Origin of the sequence: Planomonospora sp. ID67723, assembly GCF_015711605.1 — a bacterium.
In the GTDB taxonomy this organism is placed as follows: Bacteria; Actinomycetota; Actinomycetes; order Streptosporangiales; family Streptosporangiaceae; genus Planomonospora_A.
On the sequence record NZ_JABTEZ010000005.1, the window covers coordinates 783,712 to 800,611 of the forward strand.

The 16,900-nt window shown below is 72.4% G+C and carries 13 protein-coding genes; 9 read left to right on the forward strand and 4 right to left on the reverse strand.

Annotated features, from left to right (window positions below):
• Nucleotides 1-51: 51 nt before the first annotated feature.
• Entirely contained in the window at nucleotides 52-1,125 is a 1,074-nt protein-coding gene (locus tag HS041_RS34225; protein ID WP_196444980.1) for a baeRF2 domain-containing protein, read from the reverse strand.
• Nucleotides 1,122-1,541: a DUF2795 domain-containing protein gene (locus HS041_RS34230; protein WP_196444981.1), complete on the reverse strand. Its 420-nt coding sequence runs from the start codon at nucleotides 1,539-1,541 to the stop codon at nucleotides 1,122-1,124. Before HS041_RS34230 ends, HS041_RS34225 begins: the two co-directional genes overlap by 4 nt.
• A 343-nt stretch (nucleotides 1,542-1,884) precedes the next feature.
• Between HS041_RS34230 and cbiE the strand changes: the two genes are divergently transcribed.
• From cbiE to ettA, 9 genes are all read left to right on the forward strand, one after another.
• Nucleotides 1,885-3,051, forward strand: coding sequence for a precorrin-6y C5,15-methyltransferase (decarboxylating) subunit CbiE (gene cbiE / locus HS041_RS34235; protein WP_196444982.1), 1,167 nt, complete (start codon nucleotides 1,885-1,887; stop codon nucleotides 3,049-3,051).
• Nucleotides 3,052-3,158: 107 nt separating this feature from the next.
• Nucleotides 3,159-3,986: a sirohydrochlorin chelatase gene (locus HS041_RS34240; protein WP_196444983.1), complete on the forward strand. Its 828-nt coding sequence runs from the start codon at nucleotides 3,159-3,161 to the stop codon at nucleotides 3,984-3,986.
• A 40-nt stretch (nucleotides 3,987-4,026) separates the two neighbouring features.
• Nucleotides 4,027-5,100: a nicotinate-nucleotide--dimethylbenzimidazole phosphoribosyltransferase gene (gene cobT, locus HS041_RS34245; protein WP_196444984.1), complete on the forward strand. Its 1,074-nt coding sequence runs from the start codon at nucleotides 4,027-4,029 to the stop codon at nucleotides 5,098-5,100.
• Nucleotides 5,101-5,297: 197 nt separating this feature from the next.
• Nucleotides 5,298-6,530: a uroporphyrinogen-III C-methyltransferase gene (gene cobA, locus HS041_RS34250; RefSeq protein ID WP_196444985.1), complete on the forward strand. Its 1,233-nt coding sequence runs from the start codon at nucleotides 5,298-5,300 to the stop codon at nucleotides 6,528-6,530.
• A complete protein-coding gene (locus HS041_RS40285) occupies nucleotides 6,527-8,947 on the forward strand; it encodes a dynamin family protein (protein WP_307845588.1) in 2,421 nt (806 codons plus the stop codon). The genes cobA and HS041_RS40285 overlap by 4 nt, the downstream gene beginning before the upstream one ends.
• Nucleotides 8,948-9,035: 88 nt before the next feature.
• Nucleotides 9,036-10,679 (forward strand): GTPase, encoded by a 1,644-nt coding sequence (locus HS041_RS34260; protein ID WP_196444986.1) that lies wholly within the window; start codon nucleotides 9,036-9,038, stop codon nucleotides 10,677-10,679.
• A 138-nt stretch (nucleotides 10,680-10,817) separates the two neighbouring features.
• Nucleotides 10,818-11,417 carry a single-stranded DNA-binding protein gene (locus HS041_RS34265; protein ID WP_196444987.1) on the forward strand — a complete coding sequence of 200 codons (600 nt, stop codon included), beginning with the start codon at nucleotides 10,818-10,820 and terminating at the stop codon, nucleotides 11,415-11,417.
• A 295-nt stretch (nucleotides 11,418-11,712) separates the two neighbouring features.
• Nucleotides 11,713-13,011, forward strand: coding sequence for a sensor domain-containing diguanylate cyclase (locus HS041_RS34270; RefSeq protein WP_196444988.1), 1,299 nt, complete (start codon nucleotides 11,713-11,715; stop codon nucleotides 13,009-13,011).
• 117 nt (nucleotides 13,012-13,128) lie between these two features.
• Nucleotides 13,129-14,793 carry an energy-dependent translational throttle protein EttA gene (gene ettA, locus HS041_RS34275; RefSeq protein WP_196444989.1) on the forward strand — a complete coding sequence of 555 codons (1,665 nt, stop codon included), beginning with the start codon at nucleotides 13,129-13,131 and terminating at the stop codon, nucleotides 14,791-14,793.
• 139 nt (nucleotides 14,794-14,932) lie between these two features.
• On the opposite strand, the gene HS041_RS34280 is transcribed toward ettA, so the two are convergent.
• Nucleotides 14,933-16,462 (reverse strand): glycoside hydrolase family 13 protein, encoded by a 1,530-nt coding sequence (locus HS041_RS34280; protein ID WP_196444990.1) that lies wholly within the window; start codon nucleotides 16,460-16,462, stop codon nucleotides 14,933-14,935.
• A gap of 30 nt (nucleotides 16,463-16,492) precedes the next feature.
• Nucleotides 16,493-16,891 carry a globin gene (locus HS041_RS34285; protein ID WP_196444991.1) on the reverse strand — a complete coding sequence of 133 codons (399 nt, stop codon included), beginning with the start codon at nucleotides 16,889-16,891 and terminating at the stop codon, nucleotides 16,493-16,495.
• Between the last annotated feature and the right edge of the window lie 9 nt (nucleotides 16,892-16,900).

A 16,900-nucleotide genomic window follows, 5' to 3' on the forward strand; every position in this document is an offset into this window, starting at 1 on the left:
ACCGCGGTGGGCGGTCCGGCCCCCTCCCGGCTGCGGCTCGCGTCGAGCCCGTCAGAACCGCAGCAGGGCGGCGACCTCGTCCGGAGCGTCGAGCTCGGGGACGAAGCACAGCTCGGCGTCGGTCGTCGCGACCGCCCTGGCCAGCGCCGCATCCGCGCGGTCGCGCTGGGGGGACTCCACGCCCCACTCGCGGATCTCGCTCTCCTCGGTCGCCAGCTGGCCGCCTTCGGGGCCGATCCACATCAGACCGTCCGCATCGGGCCGGTCGACCATCAGCAGGGTGTCCACCCGGCCCTCGCGGAACGCGCGGGCCGTGGCGGCCAGGCCGGAGACCGTCAGCTCCTTGGCGGAGGCCTCCCCGTAGCGCTCCATGAGCTGCTCACGGCGCCGCTCCAGCCAGGAGTCGATCGCGGTCTCCACCTCCTGCACGAACGGCATGGGGTCGCTGCCCTCGGCCCGGTTGCCGTGCTCCACCGCCACGGCGCGTTCGGCGGCCTCGTGGCCCAGGTGGGAGCGGAGCAGGCTCACGGACTTGGGATCGCCCGCCATGACCACCAGCTCGGCCCCCATCCGGCGGACCTCCTCGTCCACCGCCTCCGCCACCGCCTTGGCGTTGCGCTCCCACGCCTCCTCCACGCTGCTCTCGTAGCGCCGCTGGGACCAGCCGCCCTGCCCGGTCTTCTGCAGCGGCCAGTCCTGTGCCTGCACCGCCGTACGGCGCGGCGAACCGGCGCCGACCACGATCACGTCCGCGCCCGCGTGGTCGACGAGGACCCGTATGTGCGGGACGTTCTCCCCCCGCTGGGCCAGCAGCGGCATGACGTGCGGGAGCGGGGACCAGCGGGCGGTCTCCCTGCGGGGCCTGTCGGCCAGCGGCTCGGTGTAGACGAGTTCGCCGCCGCAGGCGAAGGCCGCGCGGCCGGGCGCCGCCGCGTGCACGGAGGTGAACAGTTTCTCGAAGGCTCCGAGGGTGGCGGGGTCGGCTTCCTCCAGCCGTTCGGACAGCGCCTTCCAGCGGAGCTCGATCTGCTGCTCGCCCTGCGGGACGGCGCGGCCGGTGTCGAGATACACCGATGCGAAGGGCCCCGCTCGCTCGTACAGGGGCCGGAGCGCGTCCAATCTCATCCCTGGTTCCTCTCCTCCGTGCCATATCCGAGCGCCTGCGCCACGTCGGCCATGTTCGTGTAGGTCGCGTTCGGCAGCGACCGGACGGCCTCGATGATCGGGTCCGGTGCTCCCTGCATCTCGGCACGGGACAGGAGGCTGTCGCGGTCGGCGGGGAAGACGTCCGTGCCGCTGATCCACTTGGCCAGGTCGCTGCGGAGGTCGACCCCTTCCGGGGTGAGGCCTCTGGGGGCGCCGGGCTGGTGGGCCGGCGGGCGGTGCGACGGAGCCGTGCCCTCCTCCCCGGCCGCGAGCGTGGGCTCGGGCTGCTTCCACTCCTGGGCGTGCGTCGCGCCCCCGCCCCGGGTCATCCCCTCGGTCTCGTGCTGCTGCTGGTCGTCCAGGCGTGGGCCGTGCTTAGCGCTTCCGCGTTCCATCGTTCTCCTAGGGAGGGAACTGCCGGGTTCACCCAGCAGGGGAATCGCTTCCCTGTCATGGTTTCTGTGCTTGAAACGGTCGGAGCCCGGCCGTCGCCCGCCTCGCTTCGCGGGAAGCGGAAGCCGCCCCCGCAAGGAGCGGAGGAGGCACGATCGTCGCCCCTTCCGTACTGCTCGAACGACCCATACCCGGCCGATTGACGACAAACATCGTGATTACCCGGGCTTGCCCCCGCGCGAGGAGTCTTGCCTCCCGCATTGCGAGCCGGAGGGGCGGACAAGGCGTGCACCTGGCCTGATCCGCGTCGAGCCGTCACTCTGGAGACGAGGACGGTGAGCATTGATGATCACAGTTGTCGGAGTCGACGGGGCCGGGCTGTCTGCGGAGGCCCAGGCCAGATTGGACGAGGCCGTCCTGGTCGCCGGGTCGGACCGGGTCTTCCGCCGCCTGGGCGGCGTGCCGGCCGGGGTCAGGAGGGCGGAGGGGCCGCTCCTGGAAGTCGTGGACGCCCACCTGGAGACGGGCGAGGGCACGCTGGTCGTGCTCGCCGAGGGGGATCCGGGCTTCTTCGACGTGGTCAGGGAACTGCGCGGGCACGGCGTGACCCCCGAGGTCCTGCCCGCCCGCCCGCTCGCCTCGCTCGCCTTCGCCAGAGCCGGGCTGGCGTGGGAGGACGCCCTGATCGTCACCGGCGGGAGGCTCGACCGGGTGGTGAACGCCTGCCGTGCCCACCACAAGGTCGCCGTGCTCGTCACGCCCGGCGTCGGTCCCGCCGAGATCGCCCGGGAACTGGCCCCCACCACCCCCCGCGCGCTGATCGTCTGCGAGGACCTGGGCGGTCCCGACGAGCGGATCACGCACAGCCGGATGGGCGAGGCCACCACGCGGCCGTGGAAGGACCCCGACGTGGTGCTCGTCCTGGACCCGCTGCACCGGCCGCACGAGCCGGGCTGGGTGGCCGGGGCCCGGCCGGGTCCGGGGGAGTGGGCGCTGGACTTCGACGGAGCCCGTCTGAGCCCGCAGGTCCGGGCGTTCGCGCTGGCCAAGCTCGGCCCCCGGCTGGGTGAGCTCGTCTGGGACGTCGGCGCGGGCACCGGGGAGATCGCGGTGGAGTGCGCCAGGATGGGCGCGGCCGTGGTGGCGGTGGAACGCGAGGAGGAGTCCTGCGCCCGGCTCCGCCGCAACGTCATCGCCCACGGTGTGAAGGTCGCCCTGACCCGTGGCCAGGCGCCCCCCGCCCTGGAGCCGCTGGCCGACCCGGACGCGGTCTTCGTCGGCGGGGGAGGGGCCGACGTGGTCGCGGCCTGCGCGGCCCGCGCCCCCAGATCCCTGGTCTGCGCGCTGCGGACCGTCGAGCAGGTCGTGACCGTGCTCGACGTCCTCCGCGAGCACGGCTACCACGCCGAGTGCGTGCAGCTCCAGTCCTCCCGGCTGACCGTCCAGGCCGACGGCGCGCACCGCCTCGCCGCCTCCGACCCGATCTTCGTGGTGTACTCCGCCGGGGGATGAGCCGGTGAACGTCATGTGTCCGTGACCTGTTCCTGACGTGCCGTCATCGGATATCCTCGCGAGTCGCCGCCGCGCAATCCCAGGTCAAGGTCATTGGAGTCCCTTTCATGAAGCCGCCGCTGCTGCTCATCGGGCAGGGCTCACACGATGACAACGGATCCGCCGAGTTCGGCAGGTTCATCCACCGGCTCCGCTGCCGCCTGGACCGGACCGCCGCCGACGTCTCCGGCGGATACGTCACCCAGGCCAGGCCGCGGCTCAGCGACTCGATCGCCTCGCTGGTCGCACGCGGGTACCACCGCATGGTGGCGCTGCCGCTGAGTCTCACCGGAGACCCGCGGATCGGCTCCGACATCCCCGCCCTGATGGCCCTGGAGCAGGAGCGTCACCCCATGCTCACCTGCGACTACGGCCGCCCGCTGGGGCCCGACCCCCGCGTCCTGGCGCTGCTCGCCGAGCGCCTGGCCGACGCCGCCACCGAGGTGCCCAGCCTCCGCCTGGTCCCCGCCGGCGGCGGTCCTCTGGAGGAGGAGCCCGAACGGATCGAGACGGGTGAGACCGCCGTGGTCCTGGTCGGCGACGGCTCGACCTCCCCGGCCTGCAACGCCGACGTGCACCGGGTCTCCCGCCTGTTCTGGGAGACCCACGCCCACGAGTACATGACCGTGGAGACCGCCTTCGCCTCCCTCACCCCGCCCGGCGTGCCCGGCGGCATCGAGCGCTGCCGCCGTCTCGGCGCCCGGCGCGTGATCGTCGTGCCCTACCTGCTGTTCGCCGGCGGCCTGCTGGAGAAGGTCTGGGCCCAGGCCATGGCCTACGCCGCGGGCCACCCCGACCTGGACGTGCGCTGCGCAGAGGTCATCGGCGACTGCGAAGGGCTGGCGGACGTGGTCATCGAGCGGTACGAGGAGGCGCTCGCCGGCATCGTCTGGTGAGCTTTTCCGGGCAGAGCGGTTTTCGGGGAGACTGTTCGGCATGATCACTCTTGAGCAGACCATCGCCGCGATCCGGCCCGGCGACCCGCAGGCCGCCGCGGAGGCACGGGCCCACCAGGACCGGCTGACCAAGCCGCGCGGCGCCCTGGGCGTGCTGGAGGAGGTGGCGGTACGGCTCGCCGGCGCCGCGGGTGTCAGCCCGCCGCCCGTCCCGGTTCCCGCGGCGCTGGCCATCTTCGCCGCCGACCACGGCGTGCACGCCCAGGGCGTGAGCCCGTGGCCGCAGGAGGTCACCCAGCAGATGGTGGGCAACTTCCTGACCGGAGGCGCCGTGGCCAACGCCTTCGCGGCCCAGGTCGGCGCGACCGTGCGGGTCGTGGACGTCGGCGTCGCCGCCGACCTGCCCCCCGCCCCCGGTCTGACGATCAGCAAGGTCGCGTACGGCACCGCCGACCTGTCCCAGGGGCCGGCGATGACCCCCCAGCAGGCCGTGGCGGCCCTGGAGGCCGGGATCGCGGTCGCCCGCGAGCTGGTGGAGCAGGGGGCGCGCTGCCTGATCACCGGGGACATGGGCATCGCCAACACCACCGCCTCGGCCGCCCTCATCGCGGCCTTCACCGGCCGCGACGCCGCCGAGGCGACCGGCAGGGGGACCGGCGTCGACGACGAGACCCTGACCCGCAAGGTCGGGATCGTCCGCCAGGCCCTGCTCGTGAACGGGCTGGACGGCGGGGCGGGAGCCGTACCGGCTCTGGAGACGCTGGCGGCGGTCGGCGGGCTGGAGCACGCGGCGATCGCCGGCTTCATCCTGGGCGGGGCCGCGCTGAGGGTGCCGGTCGTGCTCGACGGCGTGATCGCGGGATCGGCGGCGCTCGCGGCGGCGGCGCTCGCTCCCGCCGCGGTGGACCACTGCGTGGCCGGGCACCGCTCCGCCGAACCCGGTCACTCCCTCGCCCTCGCCCACCTGGGCCTGCGCCCCCTGGTCGAGCTGGAGCTGCGGCTCGGCGAGGGCACCGGCGGGCTGCTCGCGCACCCGCTGGTCTGCGCGGCGGCCCGGGTCATGCACGAGGTGGCGACCTTCGACTCCGCGGGGGTCAGCGAGAAGGAGGCCTGATCCGGTGGGCAGGTCAGGGCGGTACGGGCCTTCTTTTGGTCCGACCTCGTATGGCTTGACACCGTTTCAGCTCTTCACGGCCGCGATGATGTCAAGCTTGTTAACACAGTGACATCAAACGGCGTCTTGTTAGCCGGTAGGTTTACCTCCTAACACGCCGTGCTTCACCGTTCGTCGCGAACAGGAGATCTGTCGCCATGTCGCCCTACCTGCTCGGTCTGCGCCTCTCCGGGCGGCGTGTGCTCGTCGTCGGCGGAGGCCGTGTCGCCCAGCGGCGGGTGCCCGCCCTCCTGGAGGCCGGAGCCCTGGTCACCATCGTCTCGACGAGCGTCACGCACGCGCTCGACGAGCTCATCGCCAGCGGCCGCGTGACCTGGGAGGCCAGGCGGTACGAGGTGGGAGACGTCGACGGGGCCTGGCTGGTGCAGGCCTGCACCGACGACCACGCGGTGAACACCGCCGTGGCCGCCGAGGCCGAGGCCAAGCGGATCTGGTGCGTGCGCGCCGACGACAAGGAGGCCTCGGCCGCGTGGACCCCGGCCAGCGGGCGGGTCGGCGAGATCGGCGTGGCGATCACCGCCGGCGGTGACCCCCGGCGGGCCGCGGGGATCAGGGACGCCGTCGTGGAGGCCCTCCGCGACGGCACGGTCGACGCCCGGCGCAACCGCACCAAGCCGGTCGGCGTCGCCCTGGTCGGCGGAGGGCCCGGCGACCCGGGGCTGATCACGGTCCGCGGGCGGCAGCTGCTCTCCCAGGCCGACGTGGTCATCGCCGACCGTCTCGCCCCGCAGCCCCTGCTCGACGAGCTTCCCCCGGACGTCGAGCTGATCGACGCCGCCAAGATCCCCTACGGGCGCTACCTGGCCCAGGAGAAGATCAACGAGCTGCTGGTCGAGCACGCCAAGCAGGGCAAGTTCGTGGTCCGGCTCAAGGGCGGAGACCCGTTCGTCTTCGGCCGGGGCGGAGAGGAGATGCTCGCCTGCGCCCGCGAGGGCATCCCGGTCATCGTCGTGCCGGGGATCACCAGCCCGGTCGCGGTGCCCGCGGCGGCGGGGGTGCCCGTGACGCATCGCGGGGTGAGCCAGGAGTTCCACGTGATCTCGGTGCACGTCCCTCCGGGCGACCCCAGGTCCACCGTCGACTGGCCGAACCTGGCGCGGTCGGCGGGCACCCTGGTCCTCATGATGGCCGTCGAGCGGATCGCGGTGATCGCCGAAACACTGATCTACGAAGGACGTTCGCCGGAAACTCCCGTAATGGTGGTACAGGACGGTACTCTTCCCACCCAGCGAGCTCTTTACGCCACGCTGTCCACCGTGGCGGAGCGCGTGGCCGCGGCTGGGATCCGGCCACCGGCGATCGTGATCGTCGGCGATGTCGTGAAGGTCGGCCAGGAGGTCGAGATGGTTCGAGCGGAGCGGGTGCCGTGAAATCGGCTGCCAACAGGCCCACGCGTCCCGGCGAGGACGACCCCAGGCTCGGCGAGGCGTCCGGTGACGCGTCCCCGGACCATCCCGAGTCTCCGGGCGAGCAGACCGTGGCCTTCCGCGCGATCCGCGACGACGACGTGGTCTCCTTCCGCACCGACGACGCCTCCGCGGTTGGCGCGGAGCACGGTGACGAGAACTCCGCGCCGGACGCCGGGGACGGCGACCCCGGCGATGAGACGGCGCCCGCGGACGATGCGACGGGCACGTCCTCCGGTGAAGGAGACGACGGGCCCGCCGGGGACGAGGTCTCGCCGGTCGCCTCCGCGCGGGACGCGGAGGACGGCTCCGAGGACGCCGCGCCGGCTCCCGAGACCGCGGACGGTTCCGGTGACGGCACGCCGGAGGAGGCGGCCGACGCCGATCCCGGCTCCGCCGACGATGCGGGGGACGACGACGAGGACACCGGGGAGGATGCAGGGGAGGACATAGGGGAGGACGCAGAGGGGGAGGCCGCGGCCGCGGACTCCGGCCGTCCCGCGACCGATGCGCACGACGCTGAGGCGGGCGACTCCGAGGCGGGCGACGCTGAGGCGGCCGCGGCGGGCTCGGCGGAGGACGGCGAAGCCGATCCGGCCGAGGACGGCGGCGGCGAGGACGGAAACGGTCCGGCCGAGGACGGCGAGGACGAAGCCGGGACGGGGGACGCGGCGCCGGGAGACCGGGTCCGCGAGACGCCCATGCCCGAGGAGGTCTCCGCGGCGCTGACCGGCGCCCTCGCGGCGCTGCGGGACAGCGTCGCCGACCTCGCCTTCGGCCTGGACCTCCCGGGGGCCGAGGAGGCGAGGCGGGTCCAGGCCGAGATCCTGGCGCAGCTCGACGACTACGTGATCCCCCGCGTCCACATGAGCACCGCGCCGGCGCTCATCGTCGTCGCGGGCTCCACCGGTGCGGGCAAGTCCACGCTCCTCAACACCCTGGCCAACGCCAAGGTCAGCGCCACCGGCGTGCGCCGCCCGACCACCGCCACCCCCGTCCTGGCCTGCCACCCCGACGACTACGAGTGGTTCGCCAAGGGAGACCTGCTTGGCAGCCTGAAGCGGAAGAAGGCCCCCAGCCACACGTCGGGACTCGGCGAGCTCGTGCTCGTCGCCACCGAACGCCTGCCGCAGAGCGTGGCGCTGCTCGACACCCCCGACATCGACTCGGTCGTCGAGGAGCATCACGAGATCGCCCGCCGCATGCTCGACGCGGCCGATCTGTGGATCTTCGTCACCACCGCCGCCCGTTACGCCGACGCCCCTGCCTGGAGGCTGCTCCGGCTGGCCAAGGAGCGCGGGGCCAGGCTGGCGATCGTGCTCTCCAGGGTCCCTCCGCGATCGCGCGAGGTGGTCACCAAGCACTTCGTCCGGATGCTCACCGAGTACGGCCTCGGCGAGGTCGACCGGTTCGTCATCAACGAGAGCAAAGTCACCGACGGCATGCTCCCCGACGACGAGGTCACCGAGCTCAGGCTCTGGCTGGCCGAGCTCTCGGTCGACGACCAGCGCCGGACGCAGGCCGTACAGGCGACACTGGCCGGGGCGCTCGACAGCTTCAGGACCCGCGTCCCGGCGCTGGCCAGGCACCTGGAGGCCCAGGTGGCCTTCCGGGCCGAGCTCCGCGGCGACGTGGACGCCGCGTACGGCAGGGCGCTGGCCGAGATCGACGAGGCGACGAGGAACGGCTCGCTGCTCCGCGGGGAGGTGCTCGCCCGCTGGCAGGACTTCGCCGGCTCCGGCGACCTCATGCGCACCCTGCACATGCGCAAGCCCGGCCGGCTCTCCGGGAAGGCGAGCCAGCAGGGCCCCGAGCGGATGGGCGCGCTGAAGGCCGCGATCCGGACCGGGCTGGAGTCGGTCGTCGTCTCGGCCGCGCAGCGGGCCGCGGAGGAGACCGTGACGCGCTGGCTGAACCGCCCCGGGGCCGGAGAGGCCCTGACCCCCGCGCAGACGCTCGGCCGTCCGTCCGACGAGTTCCTGCGCCGCGCGGGGCGGGTGGTGTCGGCCTGGCAGGACCACGTCGTCGAGCTGATCCGCACCGAGGGCGTGACCAAGCGGGCGGTCGCCCGGCTGGTCTCGTTCGACGTCGAGTCCCTGGCGCTGATCTTCGCGGTCGGGCTGCTGGGGTACGGCACCGCCGAGGTGGAGGTGGCGGGAAAGAACGCGCTGCCCCAGCGGCTGCTGCACGCGCTGCTCGGCGCCGAGTCCCTGCGGAGCATCGGGGCCAAGGCCCGCAGCGACCTCCGCGCCCGCATCGGCATGCTGTTCGACGACGAGACGGCACGCTACGTCCAGGCGCTCGACGGCGCCGGAATCCCCGACGAATCCGCCGCCACTCGCCTCTACCAGGCGACGTACAACCTTGAGGTGGCCCGATGAGGAGTGAGACCGGCGCGGCGAGCACCGCGGCCGCCATGCGTGCTCCCGGCACGGGGCCGCGCGAGGAACGAGGAGCGGTGAGCGAGCCATGACCACCGTTGGCACCACCCAGACGCGCCAGGGCCTCGGCAGCAGGCTCGCGGCGCTGGCCCGGATCGTGGAGCTGGGACCGGGCAGAGCCGACCCCAGGCTCCTCACCGAGGCGGGCCAGTTGCTGCTGCGCGCCGGCGACCGGCTCAAGCTCTCCTCCGACCACACGGTGGTCGCCCTGGCCGGAGGCACCGGGAGCGGCAAGTCATCGCTGTTCAACTCCGTCTCCGGGCTCGACCTGTCGCCGACCGGCGTGCGACGCCCCACCACGGCGCGCACCCATGCCTGCGTCTGGGGCCTGGAGGGCGCCGGGCCGCTGCTCGACTGGCTGCAGATCCAGTGGCGGCACCGCTTCGCCAGGGCCAGCGCGCTGGACAAGGGCGAGAGCCGGTTGCACGGGCTGATCCTGCTCGACCTGCCCGACCACGACTCGATCCGGGCGATCACCGACACCGAGGCCGACCGGCTGATCCAGGTCGCCGACCTCGTCGTGTGGGTGCTCGATCCGCAGAAGTACGCCGACGCCTCCACCCACCGCCGCTACGTGACGGAGCTGGCCGGGCACGACACGGTGACGATCTTCGTGCTCAACCAGGCCGACCGGCTGGCCCCGGAGGAACTGGCCGAGTGCGTCGCGGACCTGGAGGACCTGCTGCGCCGCGAGGGGGTCGAGAACCCCGTGATCGTGACCACCTCCGCGACCACCGGCAAGGGCGTGGACAACCTCAAGGCGGTCCTCGCCGACACCGTGGCCAGGCGCAGGGCCGCGATCCAGCGGCTGGAGGCCGATCTGGACCGGCTGGCCCGGCGCCTGGCGAAGATCGCGCCCGCGGAGGACGCCCCGTCCCCGCCCGCCTCCATCGACGACGCCCGCCGGATCGGCCTGACCGACGCCCTGTGCGACGCCGTCGGCGTGCCCGCCGTCGGGGAGGCGATGGAGAACGTGTACGGCGTGCGGTCCGCCGAGTGGGTCGGCTGGCCGTACACCCGGTGGGCGGCCAAGCTCCGCCCCGACCCGCTGAACAGCCTGCGCCTGGGCGACCTCAGGGACGAGATCCGCGGCCTGACCGGCGGTTCGGTGAGCGCCCAGCCCGCCGAGGTGGACAACGCGATCCAGGCGCTGGCCGACGGGCTCACCACCGGCATGCCCGAGGCCTGGCAGGACGGCGTCCGGGACGCCGCGCGCTCCCGCTCGGCCCAGTTGCCGCGGGTGCTCTCGGAGGAGCTGACCGAGGTGGCGCCCTCCCTCGACCGCGTCCCCGCGTGGTGGCGCCTGCTCCTCGCCTGGCAGTACCTGCTGGTCCTGCTGTTCGTCGCCGGGGTGATCTGGGCCGGTACGGCCCTGGCCTACGGCGTCCTCGGCGCCGGGGAGCTCCCCGGGGGCCTGGCGGTCTTCGGGGAGGCGGCCTCGCTGCCGTGGGTGGGGCTGATGGTGGTGTCGGTCCTCGGACTGGGCGTGCTCACCGCGGTGGCCAGCCGGAACGTCGTGGTGCTCGGGGCGGCCAACGAGCGCGACCGGCTCGAGCGCGAGATGCGCCGCCGGATCGGCGCGATCGCCGAGGGCATGGTGATCGAGCCGGTCGACCGGGAGCTGGCGCGCTACAACGAGTTCCGGGCGGCCATGCGGAGCGTGCGCGGCTGATCCGAGGGCCGTCCACAGCCTCCGGTGCGTGTGCGCGGCCTGTCCACAGAGCGTGGTTCGGTGGCCCGTGCCGGTGACGGCGCGGGCCACTGTGTCTTCCAGGCCGCGGGCAGCTCGCCCGCTCTCATGGGAGGCACGATGAACGACATCTACGTCACGCTGACCGGTAACGTCGCAGCTCCGCCGCGTCAGCACACCTTCTCCGACGGGTCGCGGGTCACCTCGCTCAGAGTGGCGACGACCAGCCGCCACTTCGACCGGGAGAACCAGCAGTGGCGCAACGGGGAGACGACCTACTTCGGGGTGCGCTGCTTCCGGGGGCTCGCCGACAACGTCGCCCAGTCGATCCACGTGGGCCAGCCCGTCGTCGTCCAGGGACGGCTGCGCATCCGCGAGTTCACCCACGAGGGCGAGCGCCGTTTCATGGCGGAGGTGGAGGCCAGCTCGCTCGGGCACGACCTGCGCTGGGGCGTGGGGAGCTTCAGCAAGCCGCAGCGCGGCGGTACGGCCCCGGCGCTGGGACAGCAGGAACGCAGCGAGCTCGACCGCGAGACCCATGACTGGGCGCTGGGCGGAGTGGTGCCGGGCGGCCGCGTGGATGCCGCGGATCCGGGCGATGAGGTGACCGACGCGGGTGAGAGCGCCGAGGTGAGTGCCGGAGACGGCAGCGGTGAGGTGCTCGCCTGGCCGGAGAAGGACGACACGCCGTGGCCCGCCGACGCCCGTGCGGTGGCCTGAGCCGGGAAGGAGGGGGGCACCGGCCCGACGGGTCGGTGCCCTGCGGATGAGGTGCGGCGGCACCGGGAGATCGGCCGATGGTCCTGCCCATGTCAGACGCCGAGGCACCCGTCAGATCCAGGTAACGCCCCGCAGCATGGCTGCTCCTTTCCCGCACGGGCCGCTCGCAGAGAGCGGTTTCCAGTCATGGGCAGCCTGGTGTGGCAGCCCACATCGCAAAGGTAGCGGTTCCCATCGCGCGCCGCACACTCCGCAACTATTGTGTTACACATCGTTAGTCAAAGAGGAGGGTGGGATGGCGGTGCCCAGTCACACCTCGGTCAAGGCGCGCGACGGCGCGGCTGCCTTGGCCGGTCGGTGGCCTCTGCTCGGGCAACGCCGTTCGCTGGTCGTCTACCTGTGCGGGGTCGTGGCCCTGGAGGCGGCCGCGTTCGCGGCCCTCGTCACCACGCGTGATCTGCGCTGGCCCGACCTGCTGACGTTCGCGGCGCTGCTGTTGTGCGGCGCGGTCTGCATCGAGGCGACCCGGCGGCTCGGCATCCCCGCGGGGGTCTCCAGGGACCTGCTGTCGGCCTGGTGGCTCCCGGTCGCCCTGCTCCTGCCGCCGGTCTACGCGCTTCTGGCGCCCATCCCGCTGCAGATCATGCTCCAGAAACGGGTGCGCGAGACGGTCGTCTACCGGAGGGTCCTCAGCGCGGCGGCGATCGGGCTGGCCGGATGCGTGACCTCGGTGCTGTTCCACGCGATCGCCGGCGGCCCGCCGGCGCTGACCGCCGGCACGGGGACGCCGATCCTCGTCGCGATCGGCTGCGCCGCTCTGTTCACCGTGGTCAACACGGCGCTGATCGCCGTCGCGGCGCACACCGCGGATCCCGAAGGCCGCTGGCGTGAGGTGCTGTGGAACCGCGAGAGCCTGACGCTCGACGTGGTCGAGCTCTGCCTCGGGGTCATCGTGGCCATCACCTGCGGGATCAATCTGGCGTTGCTGCTGCTGGCCCTGCCGCCGGTGGTCCTGCTGCAGCGGAGCCTCCTGCACGCCCAGCTCCAGGCGGCGGCCCGCACCGACTCCAAGACCGGCCTGCTCAACGCCGCCGCCTGGCAGCGTGAGGCCGATACCGAGATCGGCAGGGCCCGGCGCAGCGGCGAGAGCCTCGCCCTGCTGATCGTCGACATCGATCACTTCAAACGGGTCAACGACGGCTACGGTCACCTGGTCGGAGACCAGGTCCTGGTCGGTGTGGCCGCCACGCTGCGCAGCCAGCTCCGCGACTACGACGTTGTGGGCCGGTTCGGCGGGGAGGAGTTCGTCGTCCTGCTGCCGAGGGCCGACGTGACGGAGGCCCGGAGGGTGGCCGAGCGGTTGCGGTCCCGCATCGCCCGGATGGCGGTCCCCACCGACGGGGCCATGATCAGCGTGACGGTCTCGGTCGGCGTCTCGATCATGAACGTGCACGGAAACGACCTCATCGAACTGCTCGCCGCGGCCGACCTGGCCCTCTACCGGGCCAAGGAGCTGGGCCGGGACCGCGTCTGCCTGCCCGCCATGCCCGTGCCCCCGGCGAGCCCACCGGGCGCGGAGAGCGCGTCCGGCTGAACGGCGTCGCCCTGGAGTCCGCGCCCGTGGCCCGCGTGCCCGCCGTTCACCCTCCGGCCCGGTCCAGCGCGGCTTGTGGCGGGCGATGGCCTGGCGACAGGCCCTAAGCTAGAAGGCATGCCGGAGTACATCTACACGCTGCAGCGCGTGCGCAAGGCGCACGGTGACAAGGTTGTCCTCGACGACGTGACGCTGTCGTTCCTGCCTGGTGCCAAGATCGGTGTCCTGGGCCCCAACGGCACCGGGAAGTCGACGCTGCTGAAGATGATGGCGGGCCTGGAGCAGCCGTCCAACGGCGACGCCCGGCTCATGCCCGGCTTCACCGTCGGCATGCTCCAGCAGGAGCCCCCCCTCAACGAGTCCAAGACCGTGCTCGGCAACGTCGAGGAGGGTGTCGCCGAGACCAAGGCCATGCTCGACCGGTTCAATGAGATCGCCGAGCTGATGGCCACCGACTACAGCGACGAGCTGCTGGAGGAGATGGGCAAGCTCCAGGATGCCCTCGACCACCGCAACGGATGGGATCTCGACAGCCAGCTGGAGCAGGCGATGGACGCGCTCCGTTGCCCGCCGCCGGAGGCCGAGGTCACCCAGCTCTCCGGTGGCGAGCGCCGCCGGGTCGCGCTCTGCAAGCTGCTGCTGGAGCAGCCCGACCTGCTCCTGCTCGACGAGCCCACCAACCACCTCGACGCCGAGAGCGTGCAGTGGCTGGAGTCCCATCTGGAGAAGTACCCCGGGACCGTCCTGGCCGTCACCCACGACCGCTACTTCCTGGACAACGTGGCGACCTGGATCCTGGAGCTCGACCGCGGCCGCTGCCACCCCTACGAGGGCAACTACTCCACTTACCTCGAGGCCAAGGCCTCCCGGCTCAAGCTGGAGGGGCAGAAGGACGCCAAGCGCAAGAAGCGCCTGGAGGACGAGCTGGAGTGGGTGCGCTCCAACCCCAAGGCCCGCCAGACCAAGAGCAAGGCCCGCCTCCAGCGCTACGAGGAGATGGCCGCCGAGGCCGACAGGCACCGCAAGCTGGACTTCGAGGAGATCCAGATTCCGCCGGGCCCGCGTCTGGGCACCACGGTCATCCGCGCCGAGAAGCTCACCAAGGGCTTCGAGGACCGGGTCCTGATGGACGGCCTCAGCTTCGACCTGCCGCGCAACGGCATCGTCGGCGTCATCGGCCCGAACGGCGTCGGCAAGACCACGCTCTTCCGCATGATCACCGGGGGTGAGACCCCGGACAGCGGTGCGATCGTCGTCGGCGAGACCGTCAAGATCTCCTACGCCGACCAGAGCCGCGGCGGCATCGACCCGGCCAAGAACGTCTGGGAAGTCGTCTCCGACGGGCTCGACTTCATCAAGGTCGGCAACGTCGAGATGCCGTCCCGCGCCTACATCGCCGCGTTCGGCTTCAAGGGCCCGGACCAGCAGAAGAAGGCGGCGGTCCTGTCGGGTGGCGAGCGCAACCGCCTCAACCTGGCGCTCACCCTCAAGCAGGGCGGCAACGTGCTCCTGCTCGACGAGCCCACCAACGACCTCGACACCGAGACGCTCTCCAGCCTGGAGAACGCGCTGCTCGACTTCCCCGGCTGCGCAGTCATCACCTCGCACGACCGGTGGTTCCTCGACCGCATCGCGACCCACATCCTGGCCTGGGAAGAGGGCTCGAACTGGTTCTGGTTCGAGGGCAACTTCGCCGACTACGAGAAGAACAAGATCGAGCGGCTGGGGGCCGACGCGGCCCGCCCGCACCGCGTGACCTACCGCAAGCTCACCCGCGACTGACGCACGCACCGGCCGGCCCCGGGTTCCCTTCCTCGCCGGAAGGAGACCCGGGGCCGCGGCCTTTCCGCCATGGCGGCCGCCGGAGGCCTGGCGGCCGGAGTGGAGGCCCGCCCGGCCCGGGAGGCGCGGGCGGCCGTTCTCACGGGGTGTGCAGCCATGCGGCCGTGTCCGGCGGGAGCACGCCGTCGTCCACGGGGGCGCTGGCGATCAGGACGCGGTCGTGCGGCGGCAGCCGTACGGGATCGGGGCCGCAGTTGACCGCGCAGGTCAGCGAGGCGCGGGTGAAGAAAAGCGCACCTTCGGGAGAGTCCAGCCAGGTGACGCGGGAGGGGAGCGTGCCGCGCAAGGCCCGCCGGGCACGCAGCGCCTCCTGGTAGAAGGAGAGCGTCGAGTCCGGGTCGCCCGCCTGCCGTTCGGCGGTCAGCGCGGCCCACTCGACCGGCTGCGGGAGCCACGGGGTGACGCCGTCGGGGGCGAAGCCGTACGGCACCTCGACGCCGGACCAGGGGATGGGCACCCGGCAGCCGTCCCGGCCGGGGAGCGTCCCCTCCGAGCGGGCGAAGATGGGGTCCTTCCGGGCCTCCGGGGGAAGATCCTTCACCTCGGGGAGCCCGAGCTCCTCCCCTTGGTAGAGGTAGGCCGATCCGGGCAGGGCGAGCATGGTCAGCAGCGCGGCCCGGGCCCGGGCGAGGCCGGTGGTGGAGCTCGCCAGGCCCTCGCCGTAGCGGGTCACGTGACGCACCACGTCGTGGTTGGAGAGCACCCAGGTGGGGGAGGCCCCGATGGCCAGGGTGTCGTCGATGACGGTCCGGAACGCGGTGGGCGACCAGGGCGCCTCCAGCCAGGCGAAGTTGAAGCTCTGGTGCAGCTCGTCCGGGCGGAGGTAGCGGGCGAGGTCCTCGATCGAGTCGGTCCACACCTCCCCGACCGCCATCCGGTCCCCGGGATAGGAATCGAGCACCTTGCGCCACGCCCGGTAGACCTCGTGCACCTCGGGGCGGCCCCAGATGGGGGAGCCGGTCGCGAACGCCTGGGACTCGGCCGGGGTGTCGGGCAGGCCCTCGGCCTTATACAGGCCCATCGCCACGTCGATCCTGAACCCGTCCACCCCCCGGTCCAGCCAGAAACGCAGCACGTCGAGGAACTCGGCGTGCACCTCGGGGTTGCGCCAGTTGAAGTCGGGCTGCGTGGAGTCGAACAGGTGCAGGTACCACTGGCCGTCGGGAAGCCGGGTCCAGGCGGGGCCGCTGAAGACCGACTGCCAGTTGTTGGGCGGAAGCTCCCCGCCGTCCCGGAACACGTAGCGATCACGCCCCTCGCCGCGCAGGGCGGCCTGGAACCAGGCATGCTCCGAGGAACTGTGGTTGGGCACGATGTCCACGATCACGCGCAGTCCGAGCGCGTGCGCGTCGGCCACCATCGCGTCGAAGTCGGACAGGGTCCCGAAGAGCGGGTCCACGTCGCGGTAGTCGGCCACGTCGTAGCCGCCGTCGGCCATGGGCGAGCGGTAGAACGGGGTCAGCCAGACGGCGTCGACCCCGAGCTCGGCGAGGTACGGCAGGCGCCGGCGGACGCCTGCCAGGTCGCCGACGCCGTCTCCAGAGGCGTCGGCGAAGCTGCGAACGTAGATCTCGTAGACGACGGCCTCACGCCACCAGGGGGTTTCCATGTGTCATGAGTTGCCCCCGAGCCGTGAGGTTTATGCTTCGGGCGCGTTGACCATGCTGTGCGCCGCGTAGACGAGGTAGTCCCACAGGCGCTGCTCCAGCTCGGCCGGGAGCTCGAGCGAGGTCACCGCGTCGTGCATGTGCTTCAGCCAGGCGTCGCGCTCGGCACCGCCGATGACGAACGGGTTGTGCCGCATCCGCAGCCGGGGGTGGCCGCGCTCCTGGCTGTAGGTGCCGGGCCCGCCCCAGTACTGGATCAGGAAGAGCCGCAGCCGGTCCTCGGCTCCGGCGAGGTCCTCCTCGGGATAGAGCGGGCGGAGCAGGGGGTCGTCCACGACTCCCTGGTAGAAGCGGTGCACGAGGCGGCGGAAGGTCTCCTCGCCGCCCACGGCGTCGTAGAAGGACTGGGGTTCCTCGGTGGTACCTGACACGACTCCAGC

Bases quoted from the DNA above. Each gene is read 5' to 3' on its own strand.
- HS041_RS34225 (WP_196444980.1), bottom strand. From the start codon at position 1,125: ATGAGATTGGACGCGCTCCGGCCCCTGTACGAGCGAGCGGGGCCCTTC.
- HS041_RS34230 (WP_196444981.1), bottom strand. From the start codon at position 1,541: ATGGAACGCGGAAGCGCTAAGCACGGCCCACGCCTGGACGACCAGCAG.
- cbiE (WP_196444982.1), top strand. From the start codon at position 1,885: ATGATCACAGTTGTCGGAGTCGACGGGGCCGGGCTGTCTGCGGAGGCC.
- HS041_RS34240 (WP_196444983.1), top strand. From the start codon at position 3,159: ATGAAGCCGCCGCTGCTGCTCATCGGGCAGGGCTCACACGATGACAAC.
- cobT (WP_196444984.1), top strand. From the start codon at position 4,027: ATGATCACTCTTGAGCAGACCATCGCCGCGATCCGGCCCGGCGACCCG.
- cobA (WP_196444985.1), top strand. From the start codon at position 5,298: ATGTCGCCCTACCTGCTCGGTCTGCGCCTCTCCGGGCGGCGTGTGCTC.
- HS041_RS34260 (WP_196444986.1), top strand. From the start codon at position 9,036: ATGACCACCGTTGGCACCACCCAGACGCGCCAGGGCCTCGGCAGCAGG.
- HS041_RS34265 (WP_196444987.1), top strand. From the start codon at position 10,818: ATGAACGACATCTACGTCACGCTGACCGGTAACGTCGCAGCTCCGCCG.
- HS041_RS34270 (WP_196444988.1), top strand. From the start codon at position 11,713: ATGGCGGTGCCCAGTCACACCTCGGTCAAGGCGCGCGACGGCGCGGCT.
- ettA (WP_196444989.1), top strand. From the start codon at position 13,129: ATGCCGGAGTACATCTACACGCTGCAGCGCGTGCGCAAGGCGCACGGT.
- HS041_RS34280 (WP_196444990.1), bottom strand. From the start codon at position 16,462: ATGGAAACCCCCTGGTGGCGTGAGGCCGTCGTCTACGAGATCTACGTT.